Consider the following 23,664-nt stretch of genomic DNA (forward strand, 5'->3'; position numbering starts at 1 on the left):
AGCAATCTCCAAACGCTAAAAGCTTGTATGTAGTGGGCAAAAGCTAGTTTGTCAATCCAAGCTAGCTTTTCGTGAGGGATTAAGCAGCAGCAATCACCGTACGTTGGACAAAATCACCAAAGCTTTCTTGATGGCGCCGTGTGCTTGCAAAGGACGCAAATAAGCCATCCAGTGTACTCAGAATAGCTTTTTCATCCTGATTTTCGCGGTACAAAGTATTCAAACGATCACCATTGAAGCTCGCACCCAAATACAAGTTATAGCGCCCGGGCGATTTACCAATTAAACCAATCTCGCCTAATACTGAGCGCCCACAACCATTCGGGCAACCTGTCATGCGGATTTTGATGTCTTCTTGGCGTAGATTGTATTTATCCAAAGACGCTTCAAGTTTAGTGATCAAGGTCGGTAAATAGCGTTCTGCTTCAGCCATCGCTTGTGGGCAAGTGCTTAAAGCCACACAAGCAATCGAATTACGCCGTAAACCCGACAGATGACTCGCATCGGCTTGATAGCCATATTTCTTTAAAGCGCCTTCAATCAGTACTTTATCTTTAGGCTTTACCTTCACCAACACCAGATTCTGATTACCCGTCATGCGGAAACTGCACAGGTTTGAACGCGCAATTTCCAACAAGGCCGTTTTCAATTTCTGTGTATCAGTATCCAGAATACGCCCATATTCCAAACGCAAACCTAAATGCCATAAACCGTCGGTGGTTTCACTCCAGCCAAAACGATCCCCGGTGGTGGTGAATTCAAACGGGCGCACAGCTGCTAAATCAAAGCCCAAACGAGTATTCAATTCTTGTTTGAACCAATCTAAACCGTATTTATCAAGCGTGTATTTAAAACGCGACAATTTACGATCTTGACGATTACCAAAATCCCGCTGGATACCCACAATGTGATAACAGACCTCCAAGACTTGATCAGGTGTGCAGAAACCAATCACCGAAGCTAAGCGTGCATAAGTATCTTCGCGCCCGAAGGTCAGCCCCAAACCACCACCGACGGCCACATTGAAGCCCTGCAATTTGCCATTCTCAGCAATCGCAATCAGGCCAATATCATTCGCATACACATCCATGTCGTTATACGGCGGAATGGTAATCGCGATTTTGAATTTACGCGGTAGATAATGTTTGCCGTATAAAGGCTCAACTTCTTCTGCTTCGCCACCCGCGACTAAACGTTTACCCGCTGGCTCATCCAGCCAAATTTCATGATAAGCACGTGAGCGCGGCAGTAAATGATCACTAAGCTTTTGTGCATACGGGAAAATCTCCGCACTCAAGGGCGAGAGGCTCGGATCAGGTGTACACATCACATTACGATTTACATCACCACACCCGGAAATACTATCCAAGGCGGCTGCATGCATCGCTTGGATGGTTTTCTTCATCTCAAATTTGATAATGCCGTGGAACTGCAAAGCTTGGCGGGTCGTAATGCGCATGGTGTGATTCCCGTAAGTATCACTAATCGCATCCATTTTTTGCCATTGCTCAGCACTTAATTCACCGCCCGGCACACGCAAACGAATCATGAAAGAATGCGCAGGCTCAAGTTTTTTATCTTGGCGCTGCAAACGTACATCACGATCATCTTGCTGATAAAAGCCGTGGAATTTCACCAACTGCACATTATCTTCACTGACCGCAGCCGTAATCGGATTGAGAAAATCCTCCACTAAATTGCCACGTAGATAATCGCTACGATCCTTAATATGCTCCACAGCCGAACCATTGGGTACGACAACATTCCACTCTTTAGGGATGGGTGCAGTCATTAGGCAACACTCCTTATTTTACTAACTGTTCCATCATGTAAGCCGCATTCTTGGTTATAGCTTTCCCACCACCAACGACCGGCACGCTCATCTTCACCCACCGAAATGGAGCGCGTACAAGGTGCGCAACCGATACTGGGGAAATGCTGATCATGCAATTTGTTATAAGGCACTTGATGCTCTTTCACATAAGCCCATAAATCTTTGGTTTTCCAATTCAATAAGGGATTGAATTTCACTAAACCGCGTTGCTGATCCCATTCGAAAAACTTCATATTCGCCCGAAAGTCCGATTGGGCAGCGCGTACACCCGTAATCCACACTTCCGCGCCCGCTAAAGCACGATTTAGTGGCTCAATCTTGCGGATATTGCAACATTCTTTGCGTAGTTCGACTGATTCGTAAAATGCATTAATACCATTCGCAGTCACATAACGCTCAAGCGCTTCCGTTTGCGGATACATGGCACGAATTGGTTTGCCATAATGTTTCACCGTTTCAGCGAGGGTATCGTAAGTTTCCTTAAAATTACGCCCCGTATCTAAAGTGAAGACATCCACATCGAGATGATTGCGGAAAATGGCATCGGTAATCACCTGATCTTCCAAGCCAAGGCTGGTGGAAAAGGCAATGCGCCCACTGAAATGATCGCGTAAATCCCGCAAAGCTTCGTCTAAAGCGAAGTGGGTGTAAGCGCTCTCCAGTGCATGTAATTGTTCGTCATGTTGTGTCATGATTTTACTTCTATCTAGTCGAATGGCGGCAGTATCGGCGAGATTAAACATCTAAAAAAGTGATATATTTCGATATTTATATCTCTAAAATAATTAAAAACTCTAAGCTGGCTAAAGGTAGCAAAAGATGGCGCAAACCACTGAACTGATTGAAATGCTCAAGAAACTGCTCAAGCGGCATAATAAAACCTATGCTGAAGTCGCAGCCTGCTTAGAGTTATCGGAAGCTAGCGTTAAACGCTTGTTTTCTGAGCAGAATTTATCTTTGCAACGTCTGGATAGCATTTGCGCTCTGATGGATTTGGAAATTTCCGACCTAGTGCGCGAAATGAGTTCTGAACAAATTCATACCATTAGCGAACTCAGTCAAGCACAAGAAAAAGAAATCGCGGACGATTTGAATCTGATGATGATTACCGTTTGTGTACTCAATCGTTGGACTTTAAAAGATATTCTCAAACATTACCGTTTCACTGAAGCGCAATGTATTCGTTATCTAGCGCATTTAGATCGCTTGCATATTATTGAGCTACAACCTGGCAATCGGATTAAGCTCCTGACCGCGCCCAATTTTAAATGGCGGGAAAACGGCCCGATTATGAATTTGTTCCGCGCTAAGATCGAAAGTGAGTATTTTCGTACCAACTTCAGTAAACGCGGCGAAAAACTAGTCGTCATGAATGGGATGCTCAGTGACACCTCCAATCAACTCTTCCAGCGCAAAATGGCGCAACTTGCCAAAGAGTTTGATGCGATGAGCAAAGATGATTCAAGCTTGCCGATTGGGGAGCGTAAAGGCTCTACGCTGTTGATTGGCTTGCGGGATTGGGATTATGAGCGTTTGTTTAAGCAGAAGTGAGTCGACTCACTTCTGCCAGCAAGATCAATTAGAGCTTGTTGACTAAATACCCATCCGACTTCTTCACAAACATCATGAAGACCTCTTCAAAATTCGTAACTACCGAATTTTTCACTGAGTCTTTGGCTAATAAAGCGCTACGCCAAGCTTCAATGCGTGGACTAATGTGCAAATTCAATTTAAAGACTTGCTCAAGGATGTCTAAGCGCACAAATAAAGGCGCAAAAGCTACATCCACCAGCGCAAACTGACTGCCATTAAAGAAAGGCTCTTCGGTACTTAAAGCCTTAGCTACGCGCTCTAATCCTGCTTGTAAGTCCTGTTTAGCAGTTTCAAAACCGGCTTGTTCTTTAGAAGTGACCATTAAATATTGCTTACCGAATAATTCAGAAGCCACTTCCATCCAAGCCCGTTGACGCGCTTTGGCTAAAGGATCTGCAGGATGCAATTGCGGTGCATAGACTTCATCGAGGTATTCAAGAATCACAGCTGACTCAAAGACTGGCGTTCCATCCACCACTAATACTGGCACTTTACCTAAGGGTGAAATCTGCTTGAACCATTCGGGTTGATCCTCCCCCGGTACTAAATATTCAGTTTCATAAGCGACTTTTTTTTCTTGTAGGGCAATCGCCGCCCGTTGGGCGAAGGGGCAGACTTTAAAACTGATGAGTTGCAATTTATTAGAATTAGACATGAATACACTCCTAAAAATAAAAGCCCAGTGGGCTGATGGAAAATCGGCTTATTATAGAGACTGAACTAGTACGTCTATAATGTCCCTATCAAGAAAAAGTTTTGGAGCTAAAGCATGCAGATTCAGGATATTTTAGATTTTTGGTATACGCCGCCAATGCCACAGCACTGGTTTAATTCCACATCTGCGCTTGATGCAGAGATTCGTGAACGTTTCGAGAGCACTTGGGCTGAAGCAAAAGCGGGCAAGCTGGATACGTGGAAAGCAACTGCAGAAGGCTGCTTAGCCCTGTGTATTGTACTGGATCAATTTCCATTGAATATGTATCGCGGTGAAGCACGCAGTTTTTCAACCGAGCAGCAAGCGGTCGCAATCACTAAACATGCGCTTGAACAAGGCTTTGATCAGCAATTGCCGCCTGAGCGCGTGATGTTTTTATATATGCCCTTAATGCATAGTGAACATTTAGCCGATCAGGATGAATCGGTACGCTTATTTAGCGCAGCGGGTTTGGTGGAAAATGCGCGTTTTGCAGAACATCATCGGGGGATTGTACAGCGCTTTGGACGGTTTCCGCATCGGAATGCAGCTTTAGGGCGGGTAAGTACTCCAGCCGAACTAGAGTACTTAAATTCAAAAGAAGCGTTTAAAGGTTAAAGCTATCAGCGGGGCGGCGCAAACTGCTAATCAACATGACTAACATACCTAAGGCCATCACCACTGAAAGTACCATTAAAGTTTGAGCCATAGATAAGATTTGCGGGATGACCCACGGGGTATAGCCACAAGAAGTCAGTGGCTCAAACACGCTGGGTAGCCATTTATTCAGCGCTAAGAAGCTTGGGAAATTCGGATTCATTGAACAAGCACCATCCAAAAACCCCATTTCAGTGCCTAAAGTCCGGTAAGAGCGCTCGACAAAACCCAGCGAACAAAGTAGTACTAATAGGTTCGAGATAATTAAACCCACACGCTTAGTTCGTAGGATGAGACCCAGTAGGGAGGCTACGAGAATCCCCAAAATCCACGCGCGAATATGCACGCAAAGCACACAGGGGTCGTAATAAAAGGCATATTGGTAAACCAGAGCAGCGCCTTCGAGCACAATACACAATACAATTAAGATAAGCCAAAACCCAGCAGAGCGATTCCAGCGCGCAAGTCTTTCTAGCATTTAAAATACAATCCTTAGTAGTTTTGATAGTTTTTGTTCGCAACGGCGCATCTTTGCCGCTTTTGTTTTAATTGTCTATGCCTGTGGGATCAAACTTATAGCCCACCCCATATATAGAACGAATCACTTCTTTCTCAGGAATAGCCGCTTCGAGCTTACGACGCAGATTTTTAATATGGCTATCAACTGCCCGATCCGTAACAATTCGATGATCATTATACAAATGATCTAAAAGATGATTACGTGAGTAAACCTTACCGGGGTTGTTAACAAACTGTTGCAATAACCGAAACTCAACTGGCGTCAGCACCAAAGCTTGCCCATTAACACGCGCTTCCATACGTTCGGCATCAATCTCAATGCCGCTTTCGACTAAGAATTCACGGGTGGGCAACGCTGCACGCCGCAGAATATTTTTCACTCGCACCACTAATTCACGCGGGCTATACGGCTTACATACATAATCATCCGCGCCCAACTCCAAACCCACTAAACGATCAATTTCATCGACTTTAGCGGTAGCCATAATGATCGGGGTGTCAGTGAATTGGCGAACCTCACGGAAAATCTGTAAACCATCTTTGCCGGGGAGCATTAAATCCAGAATGATTAAATCCGGCTGCTGTTCGCGCACCCAAGCCACTACTTCTAAACCATTCGCGAGCCAAGCTACATTGAAACCCGATTGCTGCAAATATTCTTGCAAGACTTCAGCGAGCTTGGGTTCATCTTCTACAATCAGAATGCTTTTTTGCTTATCCATGCTTATTTACATCGGCTAGAGGAAATTCAACATACACCGCTAAGCCCCCTAAAGGCGAGTGCTGTGCATAAATCTGCCCCCCCAAACCTTCCACAATATTTTTACAAATTGATAGTCCCAACCCAGAACCACCTAAAGCGCGACTACGGGATTTATCTACTCTAAACAAACGATCAAACAACCGCGGCAAAGCAGCATCAGGCACACCCGGCGCGCTGTCTTGTACAATCAACACCGCTTTATTGCCTTTTTGTTGGCTGCGCAGCACCACGCGCCCCGGTGTATCAGTATAGCGATAACTATTTTCTAGCAGATTCGCAAATACTTGGCGCAGGCTTTTATAATCCGCTTGTATGCATAGAGGCTGCGGTTGCAATTGTGACTCCAGACGCAACCCCTTACTGGCAAGACGCGTACTGCTGCTTTGAATCAAGTCTTGCAGTACTTCATTTACCTCCAACACCTCCAACTCTGAGCGCTCTAATTCACCGGCATCGGACATCGATAACTGATGTAAATCATCCACCAATTTACCTAAAGACAGTACCTCAGCATGCAAGGAGCGAATCCGTTCAGGAGTGGGGCTACGAATCCCATCCTGAAGCGCTTCAATCTCGCTGCGTAACACCGCTAAAGGTGTACGCAATTCGTGGGAAATATCCGCAATCCATTGCGCACGCAGCTCTTGATGCCGCTGTAAAGATTCTGCCAGTTGATTAAAACGCTGTGCTAAATCGCCTAACTCATCACTAGAACTGACAGGAATTTGCGTACTGTAATGCCCCTCACTTAAGGTTTTTGCACCCTGCATCAACCGTTTTACCGGACGTACAAATTGACGGGCGGCGATTAGCGCAATTAACAAAGATAAGCCCACCGCAAACAAAGCAATTAAATACGCATTATTGGCTTGCTGCTGACGAAACGTTTCCGCGACTTGATCTGTTATCAGCGGGCGTTGAATAATTTGCAGCCAACCGACGGTTTGCTGCTCAACAGTGATGGCTAAATTGGTTGTTTTCTCTTCAGGCCGTAATACCGGCACACCCATAATCACCGCTCCGCTCTTATCCAATAAACGTAAACGTCCACCAAGGCTTTGATTGGGAGGAGGAGGTTGATCATTATTTTGCCGATTGTGTCCCCGATGATCCTCACCAAAACGCTCTGCTCTACGGGCAAAGCGTCCCTCGCCTATTTCTGCAAGCAAACCTGACCAATTACGTCGGTCTAAGCGCAAAGCATTCCAACTATGTTGCTCCTCCCAATACTCCACCAAACGCTCAGTTAAGCGATTAGCGCGCTCTAAATCATTGCGATATTGATAATCCGCAAAGCCAGTACGAAAGCTCCAATTCATGAAAAACATCATGAATAAAATCACTACGAAGGCAGTGGTAAGAATAGTGAGCAAGAGTTTGGAGAAGATGGTCATTTTCATCGGCTTATCATAAGGGCTAAATGCGTAGGAAAAATGGAGCTTCGACGACTATCTTGCTAAAACTACCGTCAGAATTGCTAGTAAATATGCCACTCATCGGAAAAAGCGAACAAAAAACGAATAACTACTAAGAAATTTTAATTGGCAAAGTTCGTCATTAGTTCGTATATTTAGTTCGTGTTTGGTTCGGTTTATAATGGGAAGGACGGGATATGTCAAAGTTAACACGCAGGCAACAGGAGATTTTACAAACAATACGCTCGCTATTTGAACTCAATGGCTATGCTCCCACACTTGATCAGATTGGCAACCAAGCGGGTATTAATACCCGCAGTACTGTTCACCAACATGTGCAGAGTTTGATTAGTTTGGGTTATCTGGAGGAGGCTTCGGAAGGCAAGCGTGCTTATAGCATCCCTGCTCATTGGACTGCAGAACCTGAACCTATTCATAGCAGCCTACAGTTATTAGGAAAAATCGCTGCGGGTAAACCGATTGAGGCTTTAGATAAAAATGAAATTAGCCCAAATGAATTATTCCTCGGTCCTAATCGCTATGCCTTAAAAGTACAAGGCGAATCGATGCGGGATATTGGTGTTATGGATGGTGATTATGTAGTGATTCAACATGCTGAAATCGCTACTAACAACGATATTGTAGTCGCTTATGTGGAAGGTGATGGTGCGACGTTAAAACGAATTTTTTATCTAGCTGATGGACGGGTTGAGCTGCATCCAGAAAATAGCAATATGCAGCCGATGGTTTATCCGGCAAGTAGCGTACAGGTACAAGGCAAAATGGTCGGTTTATTCCGTAGCTATTAAGCCTAAATCACCGCATTTAATCTTATGCCCTGATCCCTAGACCAACCACTAGGGTGATTATAGGCAGCGTATACCGCTGCCTTTTTTTTAAGAAGATATTAATAACAGGAGTTACAACATGGCTATTAAAGATAATTTAAAACCTCCAACTCACTTAAAACCTGCCTTGCATCAGTCAACAAGTGATTTAATTCTTAATGACCATTCAGAGGAAATTAAAAGCCAATTAGATTTAAAAGAAGCTTGGGGCGTTATTCGCTGGGTTTTAGTGGCTTGGGCTTTAGGTGTTTGGCTATTACTCGTTATGCTACCCGGGATGGATAAAATTATTAATACCACAACAGCTATGTTGCATTTGCCCAATATTTTTATTGGTTTGGGATTAATTGCTGCCATTTTCGCTTCTTACAGTATGCGCTCTGATAAACATTTATTATGGTTTTTAGGGGTCTTGCTACTGCTAGCGGGCTGGATGTAAACGAAAGGTGTGAAGAAAGCGGCAACTCTCTCCACACCTGATCCTGTGTCATTTGGGAAGATTCGACAGGAGATTAATTATGACTGATTCAAAGGTAAAAACCAAATTTGATCGGCCAAGCTATATTGCACGTAGTAAATCCCTTCGTGATTTATTACGCGATTTACGCAAAGCTGAATTATGGTTATTTATGGCAGCGGTCGCTGCATTTTTAGCATCTGCTTTTTTCGTGGTGAAATACTTTGTAGGTGGCGATATGACCCCTGAGGCTTGGACCTCAGAACAATGGTTAAATGCCTGTTTGGGCTTAGGTATTACTGCGGTTATAACCGCTGCTCAAGCCTTTTTATATGCCTCTGGCTATAAAGGCCCAGCCGCGATTATCGCTACCTTTATTGTGGTTTTCTTCGGTCTATTCTCTGAAATTTCACAATCGATGGAGCGTGAGGATGCGACCGTGCGGCATCGTTCTGAAAACTCAGCGGTGTTCCAAGCTGCAGTAGGCAGTATCACTACCTTAGCCAGTAACGCCTCGAGTATTTCTAATGAGCAACGTGCTTTAGCAGATACGCGTGCTCAATTAGCTTACTGGCAAGATTTAAAAGCACAGAAAACGGCTAATCATGAAGCCGTTAAATACTCACATAAAACTTTGGACAAACGCATTGCTGATTATGAGCGCAAATTAGAATCTTATAATCATCAAGTGGTCATGCAAGACCAAACACGCTCTAGCTTATTAAGCAGTGCAATTAGTCAAGCCAAGCAATTAGAATATGATGAAGATAAACATTATGCCATGATTCGTTTAATTAAAGACTTTTTGGGCGTGACTGGCATTTGGGCTTCCTTTTTATTCTCAGTGATTATTATTGGTACCTTTGAATATGCTTTCCATTTTGTAGGAACTTATGTAGCGGATCACCGTGCTGCTTTATTGTCTCTAGGACGGGATTCACATGGGGAGCTTATTAATGCACCGGATGGGATTCCTTTGGCAGCTCAATTAGCAAGTGGTGGCAACATCCCCCAAGATCATGCGAATCAATTGCGTAATGAGTATTTAGATTGGGTCTCACCTGATCGCAATGCGCGTATGACTGTCACGATGCCCACTGAAAACTCGCAAAAATTGGAAGGCGTAGAAACGGAGGAAAACAAAATAGCCGATATGACCCAAAAGCGTTTCTTTAAGATTATTTATACCGATGTGCGCAATCGAATTTTGAATGGTGAGCTGAAACCGACCATTCGCCCAGTCACTGAGGCTGTAGGTGAAATTATCCGTGAAAAAGGTGAACGCATGGGAATTAAAGCCTCATTGATGGGCAAACCACAGCGCCAAGAAATTGCTGAGACTATTTTGCGCACGCTTGAACAAGAAACAGTGGTTGAATTGAATGCTGAAGGCGGGGTGGGCAAACCTAAATATGTGTTAGCCCCACGTTATGCTGAAGCAATGCTCTTAAATAAAGCCGCCATCTAACCCTCCCCCTTCCTTACTTTGCCAGAACTTGCTGCCACTCAGCAGGCTCTGGCTGGAATTCCACTGGGTTTATCAAATATCAGGCTGCATTCCTCTGTATAATCAGCTATAAACCAATGATACAGAATAGCTAATGAATGGACTTGCCGCGCTTATGTTAAAGCACACTCTGCCGATAATGCTCTTAGGGCTAGCATTATCCTGTACTGTTGACGCCGCCCCGCGTTCTTATGGTCCCGTAAAAGATCAGGATACCCTTTGGACGATTGCTGATCGGCTACGACCTGATAATACAGCTACAGTGCAGCAAACCATGCTGGCACTTTATTACAAAAACCCTCAAGCCTTTGCTAGCAACAATATTAATTCTTTAATGAAAGGTGTGTCACTTAAAGCTCCAAGCTCAGCTGAAGCACGCCGCTATAAACGCCTAGCGGCTTTACGCGAAGCTAGAAAGCATAATCATTTTTGGAAACGTGGGGTGGATTTGCCGCGCTCCGAGCCACCGCCTGTCCCAAAGCTTAAAGAACGTGCAGTCACTAAACGTTCCAAGCCAACAGTCGTAAAAACCGCTGCTAAAACCCCTACTTACACAACTATTCCACGCAATGCCACGCGCCGCTTAGCTCGCTTACAGGCCCAATTACAAATTGCTGAGGCTAAAAACCAAGAGCTGACGAGCGAACTTAAATCGCTACAAGCTAAACAATCACAGGGTAAGCCTAATCCACAACTAGACGCACAAGTCAAAAAACTTAAGATCGAGTTGCAAGAATTAACTAGTGTGCTTGATCAGAAAGACAATCACATTAAAACGCTACAAGCTTCTCTAAAAAATGCGAGCGAAACGATTAAGGCACAACATGCAGACAATATGCGTCTGTTTGACAAACTCAAAGAAGTAAGCCCTGCTAGTGTGCCTAACTCTCCAAGCTCAGCGGGCAAATCGGAATTAAAACTCACGACGGTTGAGGCTTCAACAGCTACCATTGCAGGCACAGCTGACCCTAAAGCAGCGGCTGAGGCCAATAAAAACGCTGCTAAGCCTAGTGAGACTGCTACTAAAGCTGAAGCTCCTAGCACTCCAGCAAGTACAACTACCACTGAAAATAAAGAACCTACCGCTAAGTCGGTCTGGGCAGATGAAAGCAAAACGCCAACGCCTGAGACTAAACCGGCTACGCCTAGTACAGAGGCTAAGCCTAGCTCTGAAACCACTACAACGGCTAATCCGAATACGAGTTCTAATCAAGCGACTGAGCCTAACACGTCTAAACCGAGCACTGAGCCACAAACGCTAGCAGCTGCAGTACCTAGCACTACCCCAACAGCTAAACCCGAAAACGCTACTGATCAGCCAGCAACTGAAGCATCTAAAACTGAAGGCGTTAAACCGAGTACGGAAGCCACCAAAACTGCCACTAAACCTAACGAAGTCACCAAAGTTGAAACTGCAGCCTCAACAGAAACGACTAAGCCAGAAAATAAACCTAGCACTGACGCACCTAAACCTAGCGAATCAACTGAAAAATCGGCTAAACCAGAAGACAAAACCACTGGAGTTAAACCCGCAGAAGACACTAAACCGAATGACTCTGCTAGTAAAACCGCAGAAGCTAAAACTAATGCTGACACTGGAATCGCTGGTGCTGCGAGCAAGTCACCAGCAACTGCCAGTAGCGAAACAGGCTCCGAAATTAAAGCACCTAGCGGTACTCAAACTGCAGCTAATTTAGAACCTACGAATGATGTGAAAACCTCTAGTTCAGTACCGGTTTCACAAATGCTCGCCCAATCTGGCAACCAAGGTAGTACTGGAGCTAGCACAAACTCTTCTGCGCCATTACGTGGGGTTTCACCTTTAGCCTTGGCAGTAGCTTTGCTTTCTTTATTATTTATTTTAGCGATGGTTTGGCGTGCTTTTGTCCAGCAACGGGAAATGCGGCGCTTGGAAGAAGAAGAAGCACGAGTCGCCGAACGGATGCGGCGGCGTTTAGAGGAAAATCAGTCCTCAGCAGCTAGTACAAGTACAGCTACAGTGGTGGAGAAAAAGGATCCTGACCTTGATTCAACCCCAGAGATAAAATTTTAACAATAGATGACTGAGAAAATTCTCTTACTGCATGGCCTTTGGTTGCATCCTTGGGCTATGCGTTGGCTAAAGCAGCAATTCACTAATGCCGGTTATGAAGTAGTCACACCGATCTATCATTCGATTAGCTCAAATTCGGCTCATAATGTCAGCCTCGTTTATCAAGCTGTTCAGCGGTATGCCTTGCCCACTGAACGCTTGCATATTGTTGCACATAGTTTAGGCGGGATTGTGGCTTTGCAAATGCTCACTTGTCATGCCGAATTACCACCTGGGCGCTTAGTCACTTTAGGTACTCCAGCTAAGGGCAGTTTAATCGCGCATCGTTTGGCTAAATATCGTTGGTTTCGCCCACTGATAGGACTCAGCTTTGAAGGCGGTTTAGATGGACAAGGTTTACCCGAAACTTTATTGCAGCATGAATGGGGCGCGCTTGCAGGCACTAATCCGATTGGTGTTGGAAGAATCTTCGGTGGTATTGCCGAAGTGAATGATGGGGTCGTAGCGCTTTCAGAAACTTACCATCCTGCACAAACAGCGCATCGCATTTTGCCTGTCTCGCATAGCAGCATGCTGTTTTCTAAACAGGTGGCACAAGAGTGCTTGCATTTTATCCGTACGGGTCAGTTTTCTCCTCAACACTAATTCAGTCACTCCAAAAGCTGTCAAGTCTTTTTTTGCTGTGGATAAGTCCTAAGCTTGCTCATTGTGGTCAAGCTTTTTTTGAACCACTAGATGTAGTATGTTTATCCAGCCGCAAGATTACATGAGATTTTTGGTAGGTTTTTACCGATAAATGGTAGTTTTAGGGCTATAAACTTCAAATTAGCAGATATTTTGCAAAGCTTATTCCACTTCTTATTAGAAAACTATTTAGCTAAAGATTAAAGCTTTGTGCATAAACCTGTGGATAAGTCTGTCGATAAGTGAGTAGAACTACGTTCATACCCTTTATATTTTGTTTTGGTCAATCGTCTCTTTACTTCTAAAATAAACGGATCTGTCGTCTTCATCTAGAAAATTGGTGATGAATACGGTACAAGTGCCTCCCATCTTTTTTAGCTTAAAGTACACCCATGAAATACGACGTCTACGGTATTGGCAATGCGCTAGTCGATAAAGAATTTGAAGTGACCGATGCTTTTTTAACAGCTGAAGGTATTGAAAAAGGCTTAATGACCTTAATTGATGAAGAGCGTCATAATCACTTATTAGCCAGTCTTAAACAAAGCTTTGGCTTAAAAAAGCGCGCAGGTGGTGGTTCTGCAGCGAATAGCATTGTGGCAGTCAGTCAATTTGGTGGTAAAACCTTTTATGCCTGCAAAGTCGCTAATGATGAATTTGGCGAGTTCTATATGCATGATTTACATGCAGCAGGCGTTGATACACGCTTAGATCAAGTGCGTTGTAGTTCTGAAGGTAAAACGGGTAAATGTATGGTGATGGTCACGCCTGATGCAGAGCGCACCATGAATACCTATTTAGGGATTACCAGTGATTTTTCTGCTGCTGAATTACATTATGAAGAATTAAAACAATCTAAATATCTTTATGTGGAAGGCTATTTAGTTACCTCAGATACCTCTCGTGCGGCTGTCTTAGCAGCGCGTAAAGTTGCCAAACAACACGGGGTGAAAATGGCAATGACCTTTTCTGACCCGTCAATGGCAACCTATTTCAAATCGGGTTTAGTAGAAATGCTGGGCGAAGGGGTCGATGTTTTATTCTGCAATGAAGAAGAGGCCTTTGCCTTTACGGGGCAAACCACGCTACCCGCTGCAATTCAAGCACTGAAACCACTAACACATAAACTCGTGATCACTTTAGGTAGTGAGGGTGCTTTAGTAGTCAATGCCGATAGTGAAGTCAAAATTGCCGCGCAAAAGGTGAAACCTTTAGATACCAATGGTGCTGGTGATATGTTTGCTGGCGCATTTTTGTATGGACTTACCCAAGGCTTAAGTGATGCGCAAGCAGGTGATTTAGCGAGTAAAGCGGCTGCCCAAATTATTCAAGTGTATGGGGCGCGCTTGACCAAGCAAGTCCACCAGGACTTGTTAAAAACCATTTGACATACTGGCATAAGCGCTGTATGACTTTTTCATGGAGCGCTTAATTCGATGAACAAGCACTTAGAACTTGCCTCAATCATTGAAACTCGTAGACCTGTTTGGTTTGCAATGTCTCAGTTATTTCTTCAGAGTGAATATAAGGATGATGTTGAAACCGTTGCTAAAACTTTGGCGGAATCCCCTTATTCACTCCCTGAGCTTGAAGCTATTTTGCGCTATGAAGTTACCCCTGTATTAAAGGCCGATCTTTCAATCTTTGCGTGGCCAGGTGATGCTTATGATAAGGACGCATTAGAACTACAACTGACCCGCCGTATTAACCAGAAACCGTGGTTTAAGTTTGGTCTACCGAAAAGTATCCGCCATGATTGGCAAACTCTTCAACAGCTTATTGAAGCTGAGCGACAAATCAACATCACGCCCAAAATTGAATAACTTTCAAACAACTTGTAACTAGTTCAACTTGCTATTTCAAAAACAGCTTTTGCTTAAGCCTTAAGCACATTACCTGAACCCACGATAAACGCTTCTCTACCCTTAAAAATATTACTAATTTTATCGGGCAGACCTTTGCACTTGTCCTCCCTAAGCTCGGCTTTTTTTAAGCAATCTAAGATGATGAATCCTAAGAAAAACATTTCGGGATTTTATTGGGGTAAAGGGAAAGACCAAATGTTCACGCCAATTCAAAATGGGCAAATACGTACTAATCGTGCTAGTACGATTGAGCCAGTAGAAACTAACCAATATAGCCAACGCGATTTAAAGCGCCATGCTGACCGCTTTGTCAACTTTGAGCTGCCAAAAACGTTATATCAGCAAATGGCACGTTTAGTTGGTAATTTCCTACAACAGATCGTCGGGCGCGAGGACGAGAATCAAAATAAAAGCAGTAAGCCAGAGTATGCTACACAACGCTTTTATAAACCGATTAGCACTGCAGGGCAGCCACGTGAAGTACGCGGTATTGCAGATCGCATGCCACGCCTCGTTGATCCAGAAAATCCTTTTCCTAACAAGGATCTGATCCTATTGGGTGAAGCCAAAGATTATCCTTCGGCAGTAATTGCTATCCAATACGATGACACCGTGAAGCCTGTGTTTTATGAAGGTAATCAGGTGGTTGCACGTCATCTCTATTTAGATAGCACGCGTGGTTCGATCAGGGGTTTATTGATTTTAGCGGATGGTGAACGTATGCCTGTAACAATTCGCGTGCTTACGGCAGTTTAGGACACTCACACATTAAGTTTTTAGGGCAAACCACAGGGTAGCGGGGATAATAACTAAACTACCCAAATTACCTAGCATGACCAGCGAGGCCACCCGCTCCGGCTCCTGTTGATATTGTTCAGCAACTAACACATTCAGCACGGCAGGAGGTAAAGCAGCAAACACCAATAACACCCCAGTTTCCAATGCGTCTAATTGTAAAAATGGCAGCAAGACGAAGGCTGAAATTAAGCCAGCTGCAGGGCCTGCAATCGCACCAAATACACCTAATTTCCAGTCTTTTAAACTGACATCTAATAAGCGCACACCTAAAGAAAACAGTAATAATGGAATCGAAACCTGCCCGAGTAGTTTCAAAGTATTCGCTAAGGGCATCGGTAAACTAATGTGTAGAGAACTCATAATCAAACCTGCAAGCGCTGCAATAATCATCGGCATTTTTAGTAGCTGCAAGGGGTTGGTTTTATGATCCAGCAGGTATAAGCCCAACGTAAAATGCAGCAGCATTTCAATGATGAAGAGCACTACCGCCGCTTGGAGCATATCTTCACCAAAGGCAAATAGAATCAGCGGAATACCCATATTGCCGGAATTATTGAACATCATCGGCGGCAAAAAGGTTTTCAGATTGATTTTAAAGACTAAGGCAATGGGTAACAGTAATAAGCCTGAACCGAGCACTACTGCCAAACCACCCACAGCTAAACCCCAATAACCGCTGAAATCAAAGGGCTTATCCATTAGCGCCCAGAAGACTAAAAAGGGCGCGAAGATCTCCATATTTAGCTTATTCACCACGGACATATCCGGACGGAAACGCCAGCCGTAATAAGCCCCTAAACCAGCACAAGCAAAGACTGGAAAAATAATTCCGATGATGCGTAAAACGGCTTCAAGCATAGAATTGGTTTAACGACTTGCGAGTTGATTACGTTTACGCGCTTGCTCAATATAGGCTTTGGCAAAACGCTTACCCAACTCTAATTGCCCTTGCGCATTGTAATGTACATGGTCATACATTTTGCCTAAACCCTCGGTAGATACCAAAATGGTATTACCACTCGCCTGCTGAGCTTGGCGCTGGCTAGCTTGTACTTGGGCAACTTTTGAAAAGGCTAAATCTTCAGGATTGATCTGGCCAAGAATAAATAGACTATTCGGTGAATTAAGGTCATTACGTAAAGCTTGAATGAGACGATTTAAACGGCCGCCATATTGCCCAGCCAAATTGGCGCTGCGTGCATCGCTTTCGCCTTGCATCCACACAATAGCGTCAATTTTCTTATCATGATCCTCTGGTAAGGAAAATCCCACTTGGCGCAATAAGCCTTTATATAAAGCCTGCCCTGGCAACCAGCGCTCAATGGTGCTGCCGGTCGCGGCTTGTTTAATAATAATATGGCGATCATTGGGAAAAGCACGGGCAATTTCGTGAGCAAAACCAATTTCTGGGCCAAAATAGGCAAATTGCCCTAAGCCTTTTTCACGGCCTTGATAATAGAATTTTACATTTGTTGGAGTCTGCCGATAGCTGGCGGGAATTTCCGAAATTTTACCTTTCCCCATCATATTCGATTGTCCAGCCAATAAATAAATTCGGTCTTCAGCATGACTCAGGCTGGTTAGGCTGAATAATACAACTGAAAGCAGCATCCCTGTTAAGCGCATTAATAGTTCCTCAATGAAAAATGCAACGATTACCGTGCCAAGCTTACACCAAAAAAAGGCGACCCGCAGGTCGCCAAGCTAGTAAAGATTAGAGTCATGCAGTGAGCTTAGTTGACGGACTCATCCAGCTGTTCCAATTGTTCCTCTGGTTCTACCACGGTTCGTTTCGGTTGCGGTAAAGCATTAGCCGTTAAGGCATACCAATCGAGGTGGCGAGTAGAGAGCATTAGAGCGGCTAAGACTGCGAAGATCAGTAAGCTCCCCATTAAGAGTGCATTATCTTCAGCCTGAAGAATCACATAAAGCACAGCATATAAACTCAATAAACCACCACCTAACAACAGACCTAAGTTGCGGTTATGTAAGATCGCACCGAAATATAGGGTTAATAAACTGGTACTGGCTAAAGCGGCGATTAAATAAGCCCAAGCAAAATCAATATGCTCAGACAGAGAAATCAGCAAGAGATAAAATACGGTTAAAGCTAAGCCTACTAAGAAATATTGAATCGGGTGAATACGTAATTTCTTCAATAACTCGAACATAATCAACACTGTAAAGGTCAGTAGAATAAATAACACGGCGTATTTAATACTACGCTCGGATTGCTGATACATATCCACCGGCTGTAATAACTCGAAACCCACGGAACGACTCATGAGCGCATCACATTGATTCGCCCGACATTGCTCTAAGGCTGCATTCACATTGTAAGAGAACGAAGAGGCGCGCCAATGAGCAGTAAAACCTTGAGCATTGATAGCACGCTCTTCAGGCAGTAATTCGCCACTGAATTTAGGGTGTGCCCAATCTGCGACTAAGCGTACATCTGAGTTTTCCGCCAACATGGCAAAACTCATCGCACTCATCCCACGTAATTGCAGATCAAAATTAAATTGAAATTGTTGCGCAGGCATAGTGCTAAAGTCAGGAATTTTTGCATGCATACCAGCCGCCGCATTCGGTAGATTAGTGCCAGGATTAAAGGCGAGTTTTTGTTGATTCCAAATGAGTTCAGGGGGCGCGGCAATACCGCGTTGATCACGCACCAATACCGATACATAGGGGCTGTATAATTGCAGCTGATCGTTTTTATGTTCATTAATTAAATCAACTAGAGCTTGGGTTTCAAAGCGCCCTGATACTTGTAGGCTGCTATTGTAAATCGGCACGGCATAAATCCCGCGATAGCGAGTTTCACTATCCAGTTTACTTTGCATCTCTAATTGTTTGGGAATCATAATCAAGCGATTCTCAACCGTTTGTGCTTTCACGACTTCCCGCGTAGCACCATCTTTTTCAGTGATGGTTTCTTTTAAATTCACGGTGAGGGTATAAGGCACTACGAGCACCGGGCCTGCTAGCACTTGAGAACCCGGCCAGCTTTGCTCAATGCTGCTATAGGCCTCAGAGCGCCAACTGGCACGTTCACTCACTAAGCCCATCAACGAAGCTTGTGGAATAAAAAGTAGAATAATTAGTATAAACAGAGTGAATAATTTTAAGGCTAAACGGTAGTTTTGCATGATTAAACTCCTTATGCATTGCTGAAAATCTTAAGCAATGACCATGCAAAATTAGGGTGAAAGAATTTGGAATTTATGCGCAAGGGTTTGCAAAACCTGTGCAGTAGCTGAACTGTCGTAGTTTTGCAACAGGTAGTTTCTTTTCAAGTGAATTTTCTGTTACTTTTGTAAGGTATCCAACAGGAGGAGGAATAACGATGATAAAGCTACCTGCTAGAACCTTTCTGGCTGTATCTATAACCTTTGCTCTTAGTACTACTGCGCAGGCGGCGGGCTTCGCTCTGATTGAAAACTCCGCTTCAGGCATGGGGAATGCCTTTGCTGGTGCAGCTGCCGTCGCTGAGGATGCCTCAACTACTTGGTTTAATCCTGCAGGGATGGCTGAGTTGGGCGATGGTACTCATGTCAGCGCCGCTGGTCATATCATTATCCCTAAAGCGAAATTCACCAATAAAGGCTCTTGGGTCAACCCAGCATTGACCGGTGGGGACTTCGAGCAAGCCAAAGCAGCTTTAATTGGCAAAAATGATGACGGCGGTAAGGCAGCCTTCGTACCGAATGCTTATGCAGTTAAACGTATTAATGAAAAACTGACCGCAGGAGTTGGCATTAATGCCCCCTTTGGTCTAGAAACCAATTATGAGGATGATTGGATTGGGCGCTATAACGCCTTAGACTCTTCCATGCAAACTGTCAATATTAACCCCTCTATTGCTTATGAAGTGAATGAGCAACTTACTTTCGGCGGTGGGGTTAATCTGCAATATATTACCGTGGAGTTAGGTAGTGCGATTGACTCCGCTGCTGCTTGTCGCAGTATTGCAAGTGCGGCTAATAGTGGCGATTTATTATTGAGCTGCTTAAGAGCCATGCCTACCTTGTCCAATAAAGCCACCGATAGCAAAGTGGTCATTAGCGGTGATGATGTATCGTTCGGTTATAACTTAGGCGCTATGTATAAGCCTAATGATAAAACTAAAGTTGGACTCAGTTATCGCAGTGCTATAAATCATAAATTAGAAGGTAAGGCTGATTATAGTGTTAACGCTGCTTTACAACCGATTCTCACCGCCACAGGTGTCACTCGCTTTAATGATGTTGATGTAACAGCTGACGCGAATCTCCCCGACACGCTATCTTTAGCAGTTGCGCACAAAGTGAACGATAAAGTCGAATTACTCGGTGATATTACCCAGACTGGCTGGAGTAGTTTCGAGCGCTTGCGGGTAGTGGATAAGAAAACTGGCGCAATTGTCACCAATGTGGATGAGAAATGGAAAGATGTGACCCGTTATTCGGTGGGGGCGAGTTATCAATATAATGATCGTTTGAAACTACGGGGTGGGGTAGCTTTAGATAAAACACCGATTCCTAACGCTAAATTGCGCACTCCGCGCACCCCAGATAATGACCGTACTTGGTTAGCCGTAGGCGCGAATTATAAATTAAATAAAACCTCTAGCCTTGATCTCGGTTACGCACATTTATTCATGGGTGAAACCCCCATTGATAATACCAGTGAAGACAATGGTTATGCCGTGCGTGGGGTTTTCGATGCCAGCGTTGACATTATCAGCGCGCAATTCAATATGTCATTTTAAGAGGGCCTAAACATGATTAAACCTAAAAGCTTAGCCTTCTGTTTAGCAGCAGCCTTAGGCCTAGCCAGTTACAATGTGCTAGCTTATGATTTCGATGCCAGCCAAACAAATGCGCAAAACAACTACAGCCCTGCACTTTCCCCTTTATTTGACCCTACAAATGGCATTATTCCTAGTACCAATGATTTACTCTTCCGGGGTAGCACCGATGGTACTTTAAATATTCCCACCACTAATTTGCCTGCCTCGAAGTTACCCCTCTATGAAGCCATTAACTCCTTAGATGGTTTTGCTTTGACTGCACCGATTACCACAGCCTTCAGTAATGTGATGGATGCCTCTACCGTAAAGGTTGGTAGTAGTGTGTATGTGTATGAAGTCAAAAAAGACCTGGCTACTGGTGCTGTCACTAGTATTGAAAAGGAACTGACGGCGGCAGATATTTATGCGACACCAACTGCTGATGGCAAAACTTTAGTTTTAGTACCGCTTAAACCTTTAAAAGAAAGCACCGGCTATATGGTCGTATTGACTAATAGTATTAAAGATAAAGCGGGTAAAGCAGCGGCTAGCTCCTCTTACTATTTACTGGCAAAAGCGACTCAATCCTTGGCGAATACACCTTATGCTGCTTTAGAGCCTTTGCGCCAATTAATCGGTACTCAAGAAGCGGCTGCGGTAGGGAAAGGCGTAGCAAAGCAACGTATCATTTTGAGTTGGACATTTACCACTCAATCAGTCACACCTGTACTCCAAGCTGCCGTTGCGCAAGCAAAAGCTAGCAAAATGTTGATGTCACCGGCTTTAGGCACGACTAAAACCTTCTCTAGTAACTTACGTGGCAAAGCGAATGTGCATATAGGTAGCTTAGACCTGCCTTATTATCTGAATGCAAAAGCGCCTTTAACTAGTTATTGGCAAGGTGTGGGTGATAGCAATCTCACCCGCTATAACCCAACACCCAAGTCAAAAAGCACTCAAACCGTTCCAGTCTTGATGAGTGTGCCGAATGCGACTTCCTTGGTGGGTGCAACTCCACCAGCCACGGGTTGGCCAGTCATCATCTTCCAACACGGTATTACTCGTAGTCGCTTAGATATGTTGGCAATTGCAGACACTATGGCTGATGTAGGTTTTGCGGTAGTAGCGATTGATCTACCTTTGCACGGAATTACTGACAACACTAATCCGCTGAAAGCGGATCTCAACCCTGCCTTCTCCGGCGATGTCGAGCGTACTTTCAATCTGGATTTACGTAATAACAGTACAGGTGCGACCGGTGCAGATGGGATAATTGATAGCTCTGGCTCTTATTTCATTAATCTGAGTAGCTTGCGTACCTCGCGGGATAATATCCGCCAAGGCATTTCTGATTTGACGGTCTTACGTAAGAGTTTAGGTAGTATCCAAAGTATGAGTCCTATTCCTTTGGACACGAAAAAGGTCGGCTTTGTAGGTATCTCCTTAGGCTCTATGGTAGGTACAGGGTATCTAAGCCAAGAAGCCACCAGCACCCCAGCCACTTTAGCTGTTCCAGGGGGCGGTATTGCCCGTTTATTGGATGGCTCTGAGACCTTTGGCCCTGCTATTCAACAAGGTTTAGCCGCGAGTGGCGTCATTAAAGGTACTGCAGCATATGATACCTTTATGGCAGTTGCTCAATGGGTAAGTGACCCCGCCGATCCGATTGTCTTAGGTAAGAGAGCTGCTGCCAAACACCCGATTCATATGATGGAAGTGGTCGGTTTAAATGGGGTGGGGAGCGATAAGGTGATTCCTAATCGTGTGGTAGGCGCGCCGTTATCGGGTACTGAACCCTTGATTAGTGTCATGGGCTTAAAATCGATTACCCAAACGGGTACGCCGGATGGAGTCGTCCGCTTCACTGAAGGTGTACATGGATCACTGTTAGATCCAAGCAGTTCCTTAGCTGCGACCACTGAAATGCAAGCAGAAACTGCCGTATTCCAAGTGAAACGCGGTGCAGCTATCCCAGTGTTTAATCCAGCCGTGGTTAAACAATAAGCCTAGTTATTTTGCTTCTGTTCAGCCCTTTTGCTTGATGTAAAAGGGCTTTTTTCTGCACCAAATCCGTGGATGTGTTTTCAAGCTGCATTTGCTATGGTGTAGGGCTAACAGGCTCTCTGGAATAGAACAATGTCTGAAAATAATCGCATGATTTCCCCTACTAGCTCACGTGAAGAAGAGTATGTTGATGAACATATTCGCCCACGTCGCCTCAAAGATTATATTGGTCAGCCCGTGGTGCGCGAACAAATGGAGATTTTCATCGGCGCCGCACGGGCGCGGGGTGATGCGCTCGATCATACCTTGATTTTTGGCCCCCCCGGCTTAGGCAAAACCACCTTATCGAATATCATTGCTCAAGAAATGGGTGCGAATCTACGCCAAACTTCAGGCCCTGTTTTAGAAAAAGCCGGTGATTTAGCTGCACTCCTGACCAATCTGGAGCCGCATGATGTGTTATTCATTGATGAAATTCATCGCCTCAGCCCCATGGTCGAAGAGATTCTCTATCCAGCGATGGAAGATTTTCAGCTAGATATTATGATTGGTGAAGGCCCTGCAGCTCGTTCAATTAAACTGGATTTACCCCCCTTCACCTTAGTCGGTGCTACTACCCGCGCTGGTTTATTAACCTCACCGCTACGCGACCGCTTTGGGATTGTGCAACGCTTAGAGTTTTATAATGTGGATGACCTCGCTTATATCGTTGGGCGGGCTGCTAATATCTTAAATGTGCCAATGGAAGAAGGCGGCGCATATGAAATAGCTAAGCGTTCCCGAGGTACGCCACGGATTGCCAATCGCTTACTCCGTCGTGTGCGGGATTATGCACAGGTTAAAGGCGATGGACGGGTCACACCTGAGCTTGCTGATCGTGCCCTCAATATGCTGAATGTGGATGATCAAGGCTTAGATCATATGGATCGGCGCTTGCTATTAGCCATGCTGGAGAAATTTGATGGTGGCCCCGTTGGTGTGGATAGTTTAGCGGCCGCCATTGGTGAAGAACGTGGCACGATTGAAGATGTGTTAGAACCTTATTTGATCCAGCAAGGCTTTTTGATGCGTACCCCTCGGGGGCGCGTGGCTACTCGCCATACTTGGCAATATTTTGGCATGTCGATGCCTAGTAACGCTGCTTTGCAAGAACAAGTTTCACTGGAGCTGTTCCATGATACTGACAACTAAACCAAGGA

At 44.6% G+C, this 23,664-nt stretch carries 22 protein-coding genes; 13 read left to right on the plus strand and 9 right to left on the minus strand.

All coding sequences use genetic code 11. The annotated features are described in order from the left end of the window. Window positions 1-79: 79 nt before the first annotated feature. Window positions 80-1,792, minus strand: a complete 1,713-nt coding sequence (locus tag Q0230_RS09540; protein ID WP_298609747.1) for an NADPH-dependent assimilatory sulfite reductase hemoprotein subunit — start codon at window positions 1,790-1,792, stop codon at window positions 80-82. Continuing rightward, complete coding sequence (locus Q0230_RS09545) at window positions 1,792-2,526, minus strand: phosphoadenylyl-sulfate reductase (RefSeq protein WP_298609748.1); 735 nt, start codon at window positions 2,524-2,526, stop codon at window positions 1,792-1,794. Before Q0230_RS09545 ends, Q0230_RS09540 begins: the two co-directional genes overlap by 1 nt. A 127-nt stretch (window positions 2,527-2,653) precedes the next feature. Between Q0230_RS09545 and Q0230_RS09550 the strand changes: the two genes are divergently transcribed. Then, a complete protein-coding gene (locus Q0230_RS09550) occupies window positions 2,654-3,385 on the plus strand; it encodes a helix-turn-helix transcriptional regulator (RefSeq protein WP_298609749.1) in 732 nt (243 codons plus the stop codon). 28 nt (window positions 3,386-3,413) lie between these two features. Here Q0230_RS09550 and Q0230_RS09555 read toward each other — a convergent pair whose 3' ends face one another. Then, complete coding sequence (locus Q0230_RS09555) at window positions 3,414-4,082, minus strand: glutathione S-transferase family protein (RefSeq protein ID WP_298609750.1); 669 nt, start codon at window positions 4,080-4,082, stop codon at window positions 3,414-3,416. Between the two features lie 114 nt (window positions 4,083-4,196). Between Q0230_RS09555 and Q0230_RS09560 the strand changes: the two genes are divergently transcribed. Continuing rightward, entirely contained in the window at window positions 4,197-4,739 is a 543-nt protein-coding gene (locus Q0230_RS09560) for a DUF924 family protein (RefSeq protein ID WP_298609751.1), read from the plus strand. Here Q0230_RS09560 and Q0230_RS09565 read toward each other — a convergent pair. From Q0230_RS09565 to Q0230_RS09575, 3 genes are all read right to left on the minus strand, one after another. Continuing rightward, entirely contained in the window at window positions 4,729-5,256 is a 528-nt protein-coding gene (locus tag Q0230_RS09565; protein ID WP_298609753.1) for a disulfide bond formation protein B, read from the minus strand. The genes Q0230_RS09560 and Q0230_RS09565 overlap by 11 nt on opposite strands. A gap of 67 nt (window positions 5,257-5,323) precedes the next feature. Continuing rightward, window positions 5,324-6,019, minus strand: a complete 696-nt coding sequence (locus Q0230_RS09570) for a response regulator (protein ID WP_298609754.1) — start codon at window positions 6,017-6,019, stop codon at window positions 5,324-5,326. After that, window positions 6,012-7,460: an ATP-binding protein gene (locus Q0230_RS09575; protein ID WP_298609755.1), complete on the minus strand. Its 1,449-nt coding sequence runs from the start codon at window positions 7,458-7,460 to the stop codon at window positions 6,012-6,014. Before Q0230_RS09575 ends, Q0230_RS09570 begins: the two co-directional genes overlap by 8 nt. A gap of 212 nt (window positions 7,461-7,672) precedes the next feature. Here Q0230_RS09575 and lexA point away from each other — a divergent pair, with 212 nt between their 5' ends. The 8 genes from lexA (at window position 7,673) to Q0230_RS09615 (ending at window position 15,645) form a co-directional block, all read left to right on the plus strand. Then, window positions 7,673-8,284, plus strand: coding sequence for a transcriptional repressor LexA (gene lexA / locus Q0230_RS09580; RefSeq protein ID WP_298609756.1), 612 nt, complete (start codon window positions 7,673-7,675; stop codon window positions 8,282-8,284). Between the two features lie 118 nt (window positions 8,285-8,402). Next, the gene (locus tag Q0230_RS09585; protein WP_298609757.1) at window positions 8,403-8,762 is read left to right on the plus strand and encodes a hypothetical protein; all 360 of its coding nucleotides are present in this window, start codon (window positions 8,403-8,405) and stop codon (window positions 8,760-8,762) included. A gap of 79 nt (window positions 8,763-8,841) precedes the next feature. Then, window positions 8,842-10,248: a hypothetical protein gene (locus tag Q0230_RS09590; protein ID WP_298609758.1), complete on the plus strand. Its 1,407-nt coding sequence runs from the start codon at window positions 8,842-8,844 to the stop codon at window positions 10,246-10,248. Window positions 10,249-10,402: 154 nt separating this feature from the next. Beyond that, window positions 10,403-12,340 carry a FimV/HubP family polar landmark protein gene (locus tag Q0230_RS09595; protein WP_298609760.1) on the plus strand — a complete coding sequence of 646 codons (1,938 nt, stop codon included), beginning with the start codon at window positions 10,403-10,405 and terminating at the stop codon, window positions 12,338-12,340. A gap of 6 nt (window positions 12,341-12,346) precedes the next feature. After that, window positions 12,347-12,985 (plus strand): alpha/beta hydrolase, encoded by a 639-nt coding sequence (locus tag Q0230_RS09600; protein WP_298609761.1) that lies wholly within the window; start codon window positions 12,347-12,349, stop codon window positions 12,983-12,985. Between the two features lie 431 nt (window positions 12,986-13,416). Continuing rightward, a complete protein-coding gene (locus Q0230_RS09605; protein WP_298609762.1) occupies window positions 13,417-14,412 on the plus strand; it encodes an adenosine kinase in 996 nt (331 codons plus the stop codon). Between the two features lie 48 nt (window positions 14,413-14,460). Continuing rightward, window positions 14,461-14,847, plus strand: a complete 387-nt coding sequence (locus Q0230_RS09610; protein WP_298609763.1) for a hypothetical protein — start codon at window positions 14,461-14,463, stop codon at window positions 14,845-14,847. Window positions 14,848-15,084: 237 nt separating this feature from the next. Beyond that, the gene (locus Q0230_RS09615; protein ID WP_298609764.1) at window positions 15,085-15,645 is read left to right on the plus strand and encodes a hypothetical protein; all 561 of its coding nucleotides are present in this window, start codon (window positions 15,085-15,087) and stop codon (window positions 15,643-15,645) included. Between the two features lie 12 nt (window positions 15,646-15,657). Here Q0230_RS09615 and Q0230_RS09620 read toward each other — a convergent pair whose 3' ends face one another. The 3 genes from Q0230_RS09620 to creD all read right to left on the minus strand — a co-directional run bounded on the left by Q0230_RS09620 (window position 15,658) and on the right by creD (window position 18,839). Next, on the minus strand, window positions 15,658-16,545 hold the full coding sequence (locus Q0230_RS09620) for an AEC family transporter (protein ID WP_298609765.1): 888 nt from the start codon (window positions 16,543-16,545) through the stop codon (window positions 15,658-15,660). A 9-nt stretch (window positions 16,546-16,554) separates the two neighbouring features. Beyond that, window positions 16,555-17,313 carry a sialate O-acetylesterase gene (locus Q0230_RS09625; protein ID WP_298609766.1) on the minus strand — a complete coding sequence of 253 codons (759 nt, stop codon included), beginning with the start codon at window positions 17,311-17,313 and terminating at the stop codon, window positions 16,555-16,557. 107 nt (window positions 17,314-17,420) lie between these two features. Further along, window positions 17,421-18,839, minus strand: coding sequence for a cell envelope integrity protein CreD (gene creD / locus Q0230_RS09630; protein WP_298609767.1), 1,419 nt, complete (start codon window positions 18,837-18,839; stop codon window positions 17,421-17,423). A gap of 197 nt (window positions 18,840-19,036) precedes the next feature. Between creD and Q0230_RS09635 the strand changes: the two genes are divergently transcribed. From Q0230_RS09635 to ruvB, 3 genes are all read left to right on the plus strand, one after another. Next, window positions 19,037-20,440, plus strand: a complete 1,404-nt coding sequence (locus tag Q0230_RS09635) for an OmpP1/FadL family transporter (RefSeq protein WP_298609768.1) — start codon at window positions 19,037-19,039, stop codon at window positions 20,438-20,440. Between the two features lie 12 nt (window positions 20,441-20,452). Then, window positions 20,453-22,465, plus strand: coding sequence for an Ig-like domain-containing protein (locus tag Q0230_RS09640; RefSeq protein ID WP_298609770.1), 2,013 nt, complete (start codon window positions 20,453-20,455; stop codon window positions 22,463-22,465). Window positions 22,466-22,597: 132 nt separating this feature from the next. Further along, window positions 22,598-23,656: a Holliday junction branch migration DNA helicase RuvB gene (ruvB, locus tag Q0230_RS09645; RefSeq protein ID WP_298609771.1), complete on the plus strand. Its 1,059-nt coding sequence runs from the start codon at window positions 22,598-22,600 to the stop codon at window positions 23,654-23,656. Window positions 23,657-23,664: the final 8 nt, after the last annotated feature.

The organism is uncultured Thiothrix sp., from assembly GCF_937876535.1.
In the GTDB taxonomy this organism is placed as follows: Bacteria; Pseudomonadota; Gammaproteobacteria; order Thiotrichales; family Thiotrichaceae; genus Thiolinea.

Excerpts from the sequence above, each read along its gene's own strand:
- Q0230_RS09540 (WP_298609747.1), bottom strand. The coding sequence starts at position 1,792 with ATGACTGCACCCATCCCTAAAGAGTGGAATGTTGTCGTACCCAATGGT.
- Q0230_RS09545 (WP_298609748.1), bottom strand. The coding sequence starts at position 2,526 with ATGACACAACATGACGAACAATTACATGCACTGGAGAGCGCTTACACC.
- Q0230_RS09550 (WP_298609749.1), top strand. The coding sequence starts at position 2,654 with ATGGCGCAAACCACTGAACTGATTGAAATGCTCAAGAAACTGCTCAAG.
- Q0230_RS09555 (WP_298609750.1), bottom strand. The coding sequence starts at position 4,082 with ATGTCTAATTCTAATAAATTGCAACTCATCAGTTTTAAAGTCTGCCCC.
- Q0230_RS09560 (WP_298609751.1), top strand. The coding sequence starts at position 4,197 with ATGCAGATTCAGGATATTTTAGATTTTTGGTATACGCCGCCAATGCCA.
- Q0230_RS09565 (WP_298609753.1), bottom strand. The coding sequence starts at position 5,256 with ATGCTAGAAAGACTTGCGCGCTGGAATCGCTCTGCTGGGTTTTGGCTT.
- Q0230_RS09570 (WP_298609754.1), bottom strand. The coding sequence starts at position 6,019 with ATGGATAAGCAAAAAAGCATTCTGATTGTAGAAGATGAACCCAAGCTC.
- Q0230_RS09575 (WP_298609755.1), bottom strand. The coding sequence starts at position 7,460 with ATGAAAATGACCATCTTCTCCAAACTCTTGCTCACTATTCTTACCACT.
- lexA (WP_298609756.1), top strand. The coding sequence starts at position 7,673 with ATGTCAAAGTTAACACGCAGGCAACAGGAGATTTTACAAACAATACGC.
- Q0230_RS09585 (WP_298609757.1), top strand. The coding sequence starts at position 8,403 with ATGGCTATTAAAGATAATTTAAAACCTCCAACTCACTTAAAACCTGCC.
- Q0230_RS09590 (WP_298609758.1), top strand. The coding sequence starts at position 8,842 with ATGACTGATTCAAAGGTAAAAACCAAATTTGATCGGCCAAGCTATATT.
- Q0230_RS09595 (WP_298609760.1), top strand. The coding sequence starts at position 10,403 with ATGTTAAAGCACACTCTGCCGATAATGCTCTTAGGGCTAGCATTATCC.
- Q0230_RS09600 (WP_298609761.1), top strand. The coding sequence starts at position 12,347 with ATGACTGAGAAAATTCTCTTACTGCATGGCCTTTGGTTGCATCCTTGG.
- Q0230_RS09605 (WP_298609762.1), top strand. The coding sequence starts at position 13,417 with ATGAAATACGACGTCTACGGTATTGGCAATGCGCTAGTCGATAAAGAA.
- Q0230_RS09610 (WP_298609763.1), top strand. The coding sequence starts at position 14,461 with ATGAACAAGCACTTAGAACTTGCCTCAATCATTGAAACTCGTAGACCT.
- Q0230_RS09615 (WP_298609764.1), top strand. The coding sequence starts at position 15,085 with ATGTTCACGCCAATTCAAAATGGGCAAATACGTACTAATCGTGCTAGT.
- Q0230_RS09620 (WP_298609765.1), bottom strand. The coding sequence starts at position 16,545 with ATGCTTGAAGCCGTTTTACGCATCATCGGAATTATTTTTCCAGTCTTT.
- Q0230_RS09625 (WP_298609766.1), bottom strand. The coding sequence starts at position 17,313 with ATGCGCTTAACAGGGATGCTGCTTTCAGTTGTATTATTCAGCCTAACC.
- creD (WP_298609767.1), bottom strand. The coding sequence starts at position 18,839 with ATGCAAAACTACCGTTTAGCCTTAAAATTATTCACTCTGTTTATACTA.
- Q0230_RS09635 (WP_298609768.1), top strand. The coding sequence starts at position 19,037 with ATGATAAAGCTACCTGCTAGAACCTTTCTGGCTGTATCTATAACCTTT.
- Q0230_RS09640 (WP_298609770.1), top strand. The coding sequence starts at position 20,453 with ATGATTAAACCTAAAAGCTTAGCCTTCTGTTTAGCAGCAGCCTTAGGC.
- ruvB (WP_298609771.1), top strand. The coding sequence starts at position 22,598 with ATGTCTGAAAATAATCGCATGATTTCCCCTACTAGCTCACGTGAAGAA.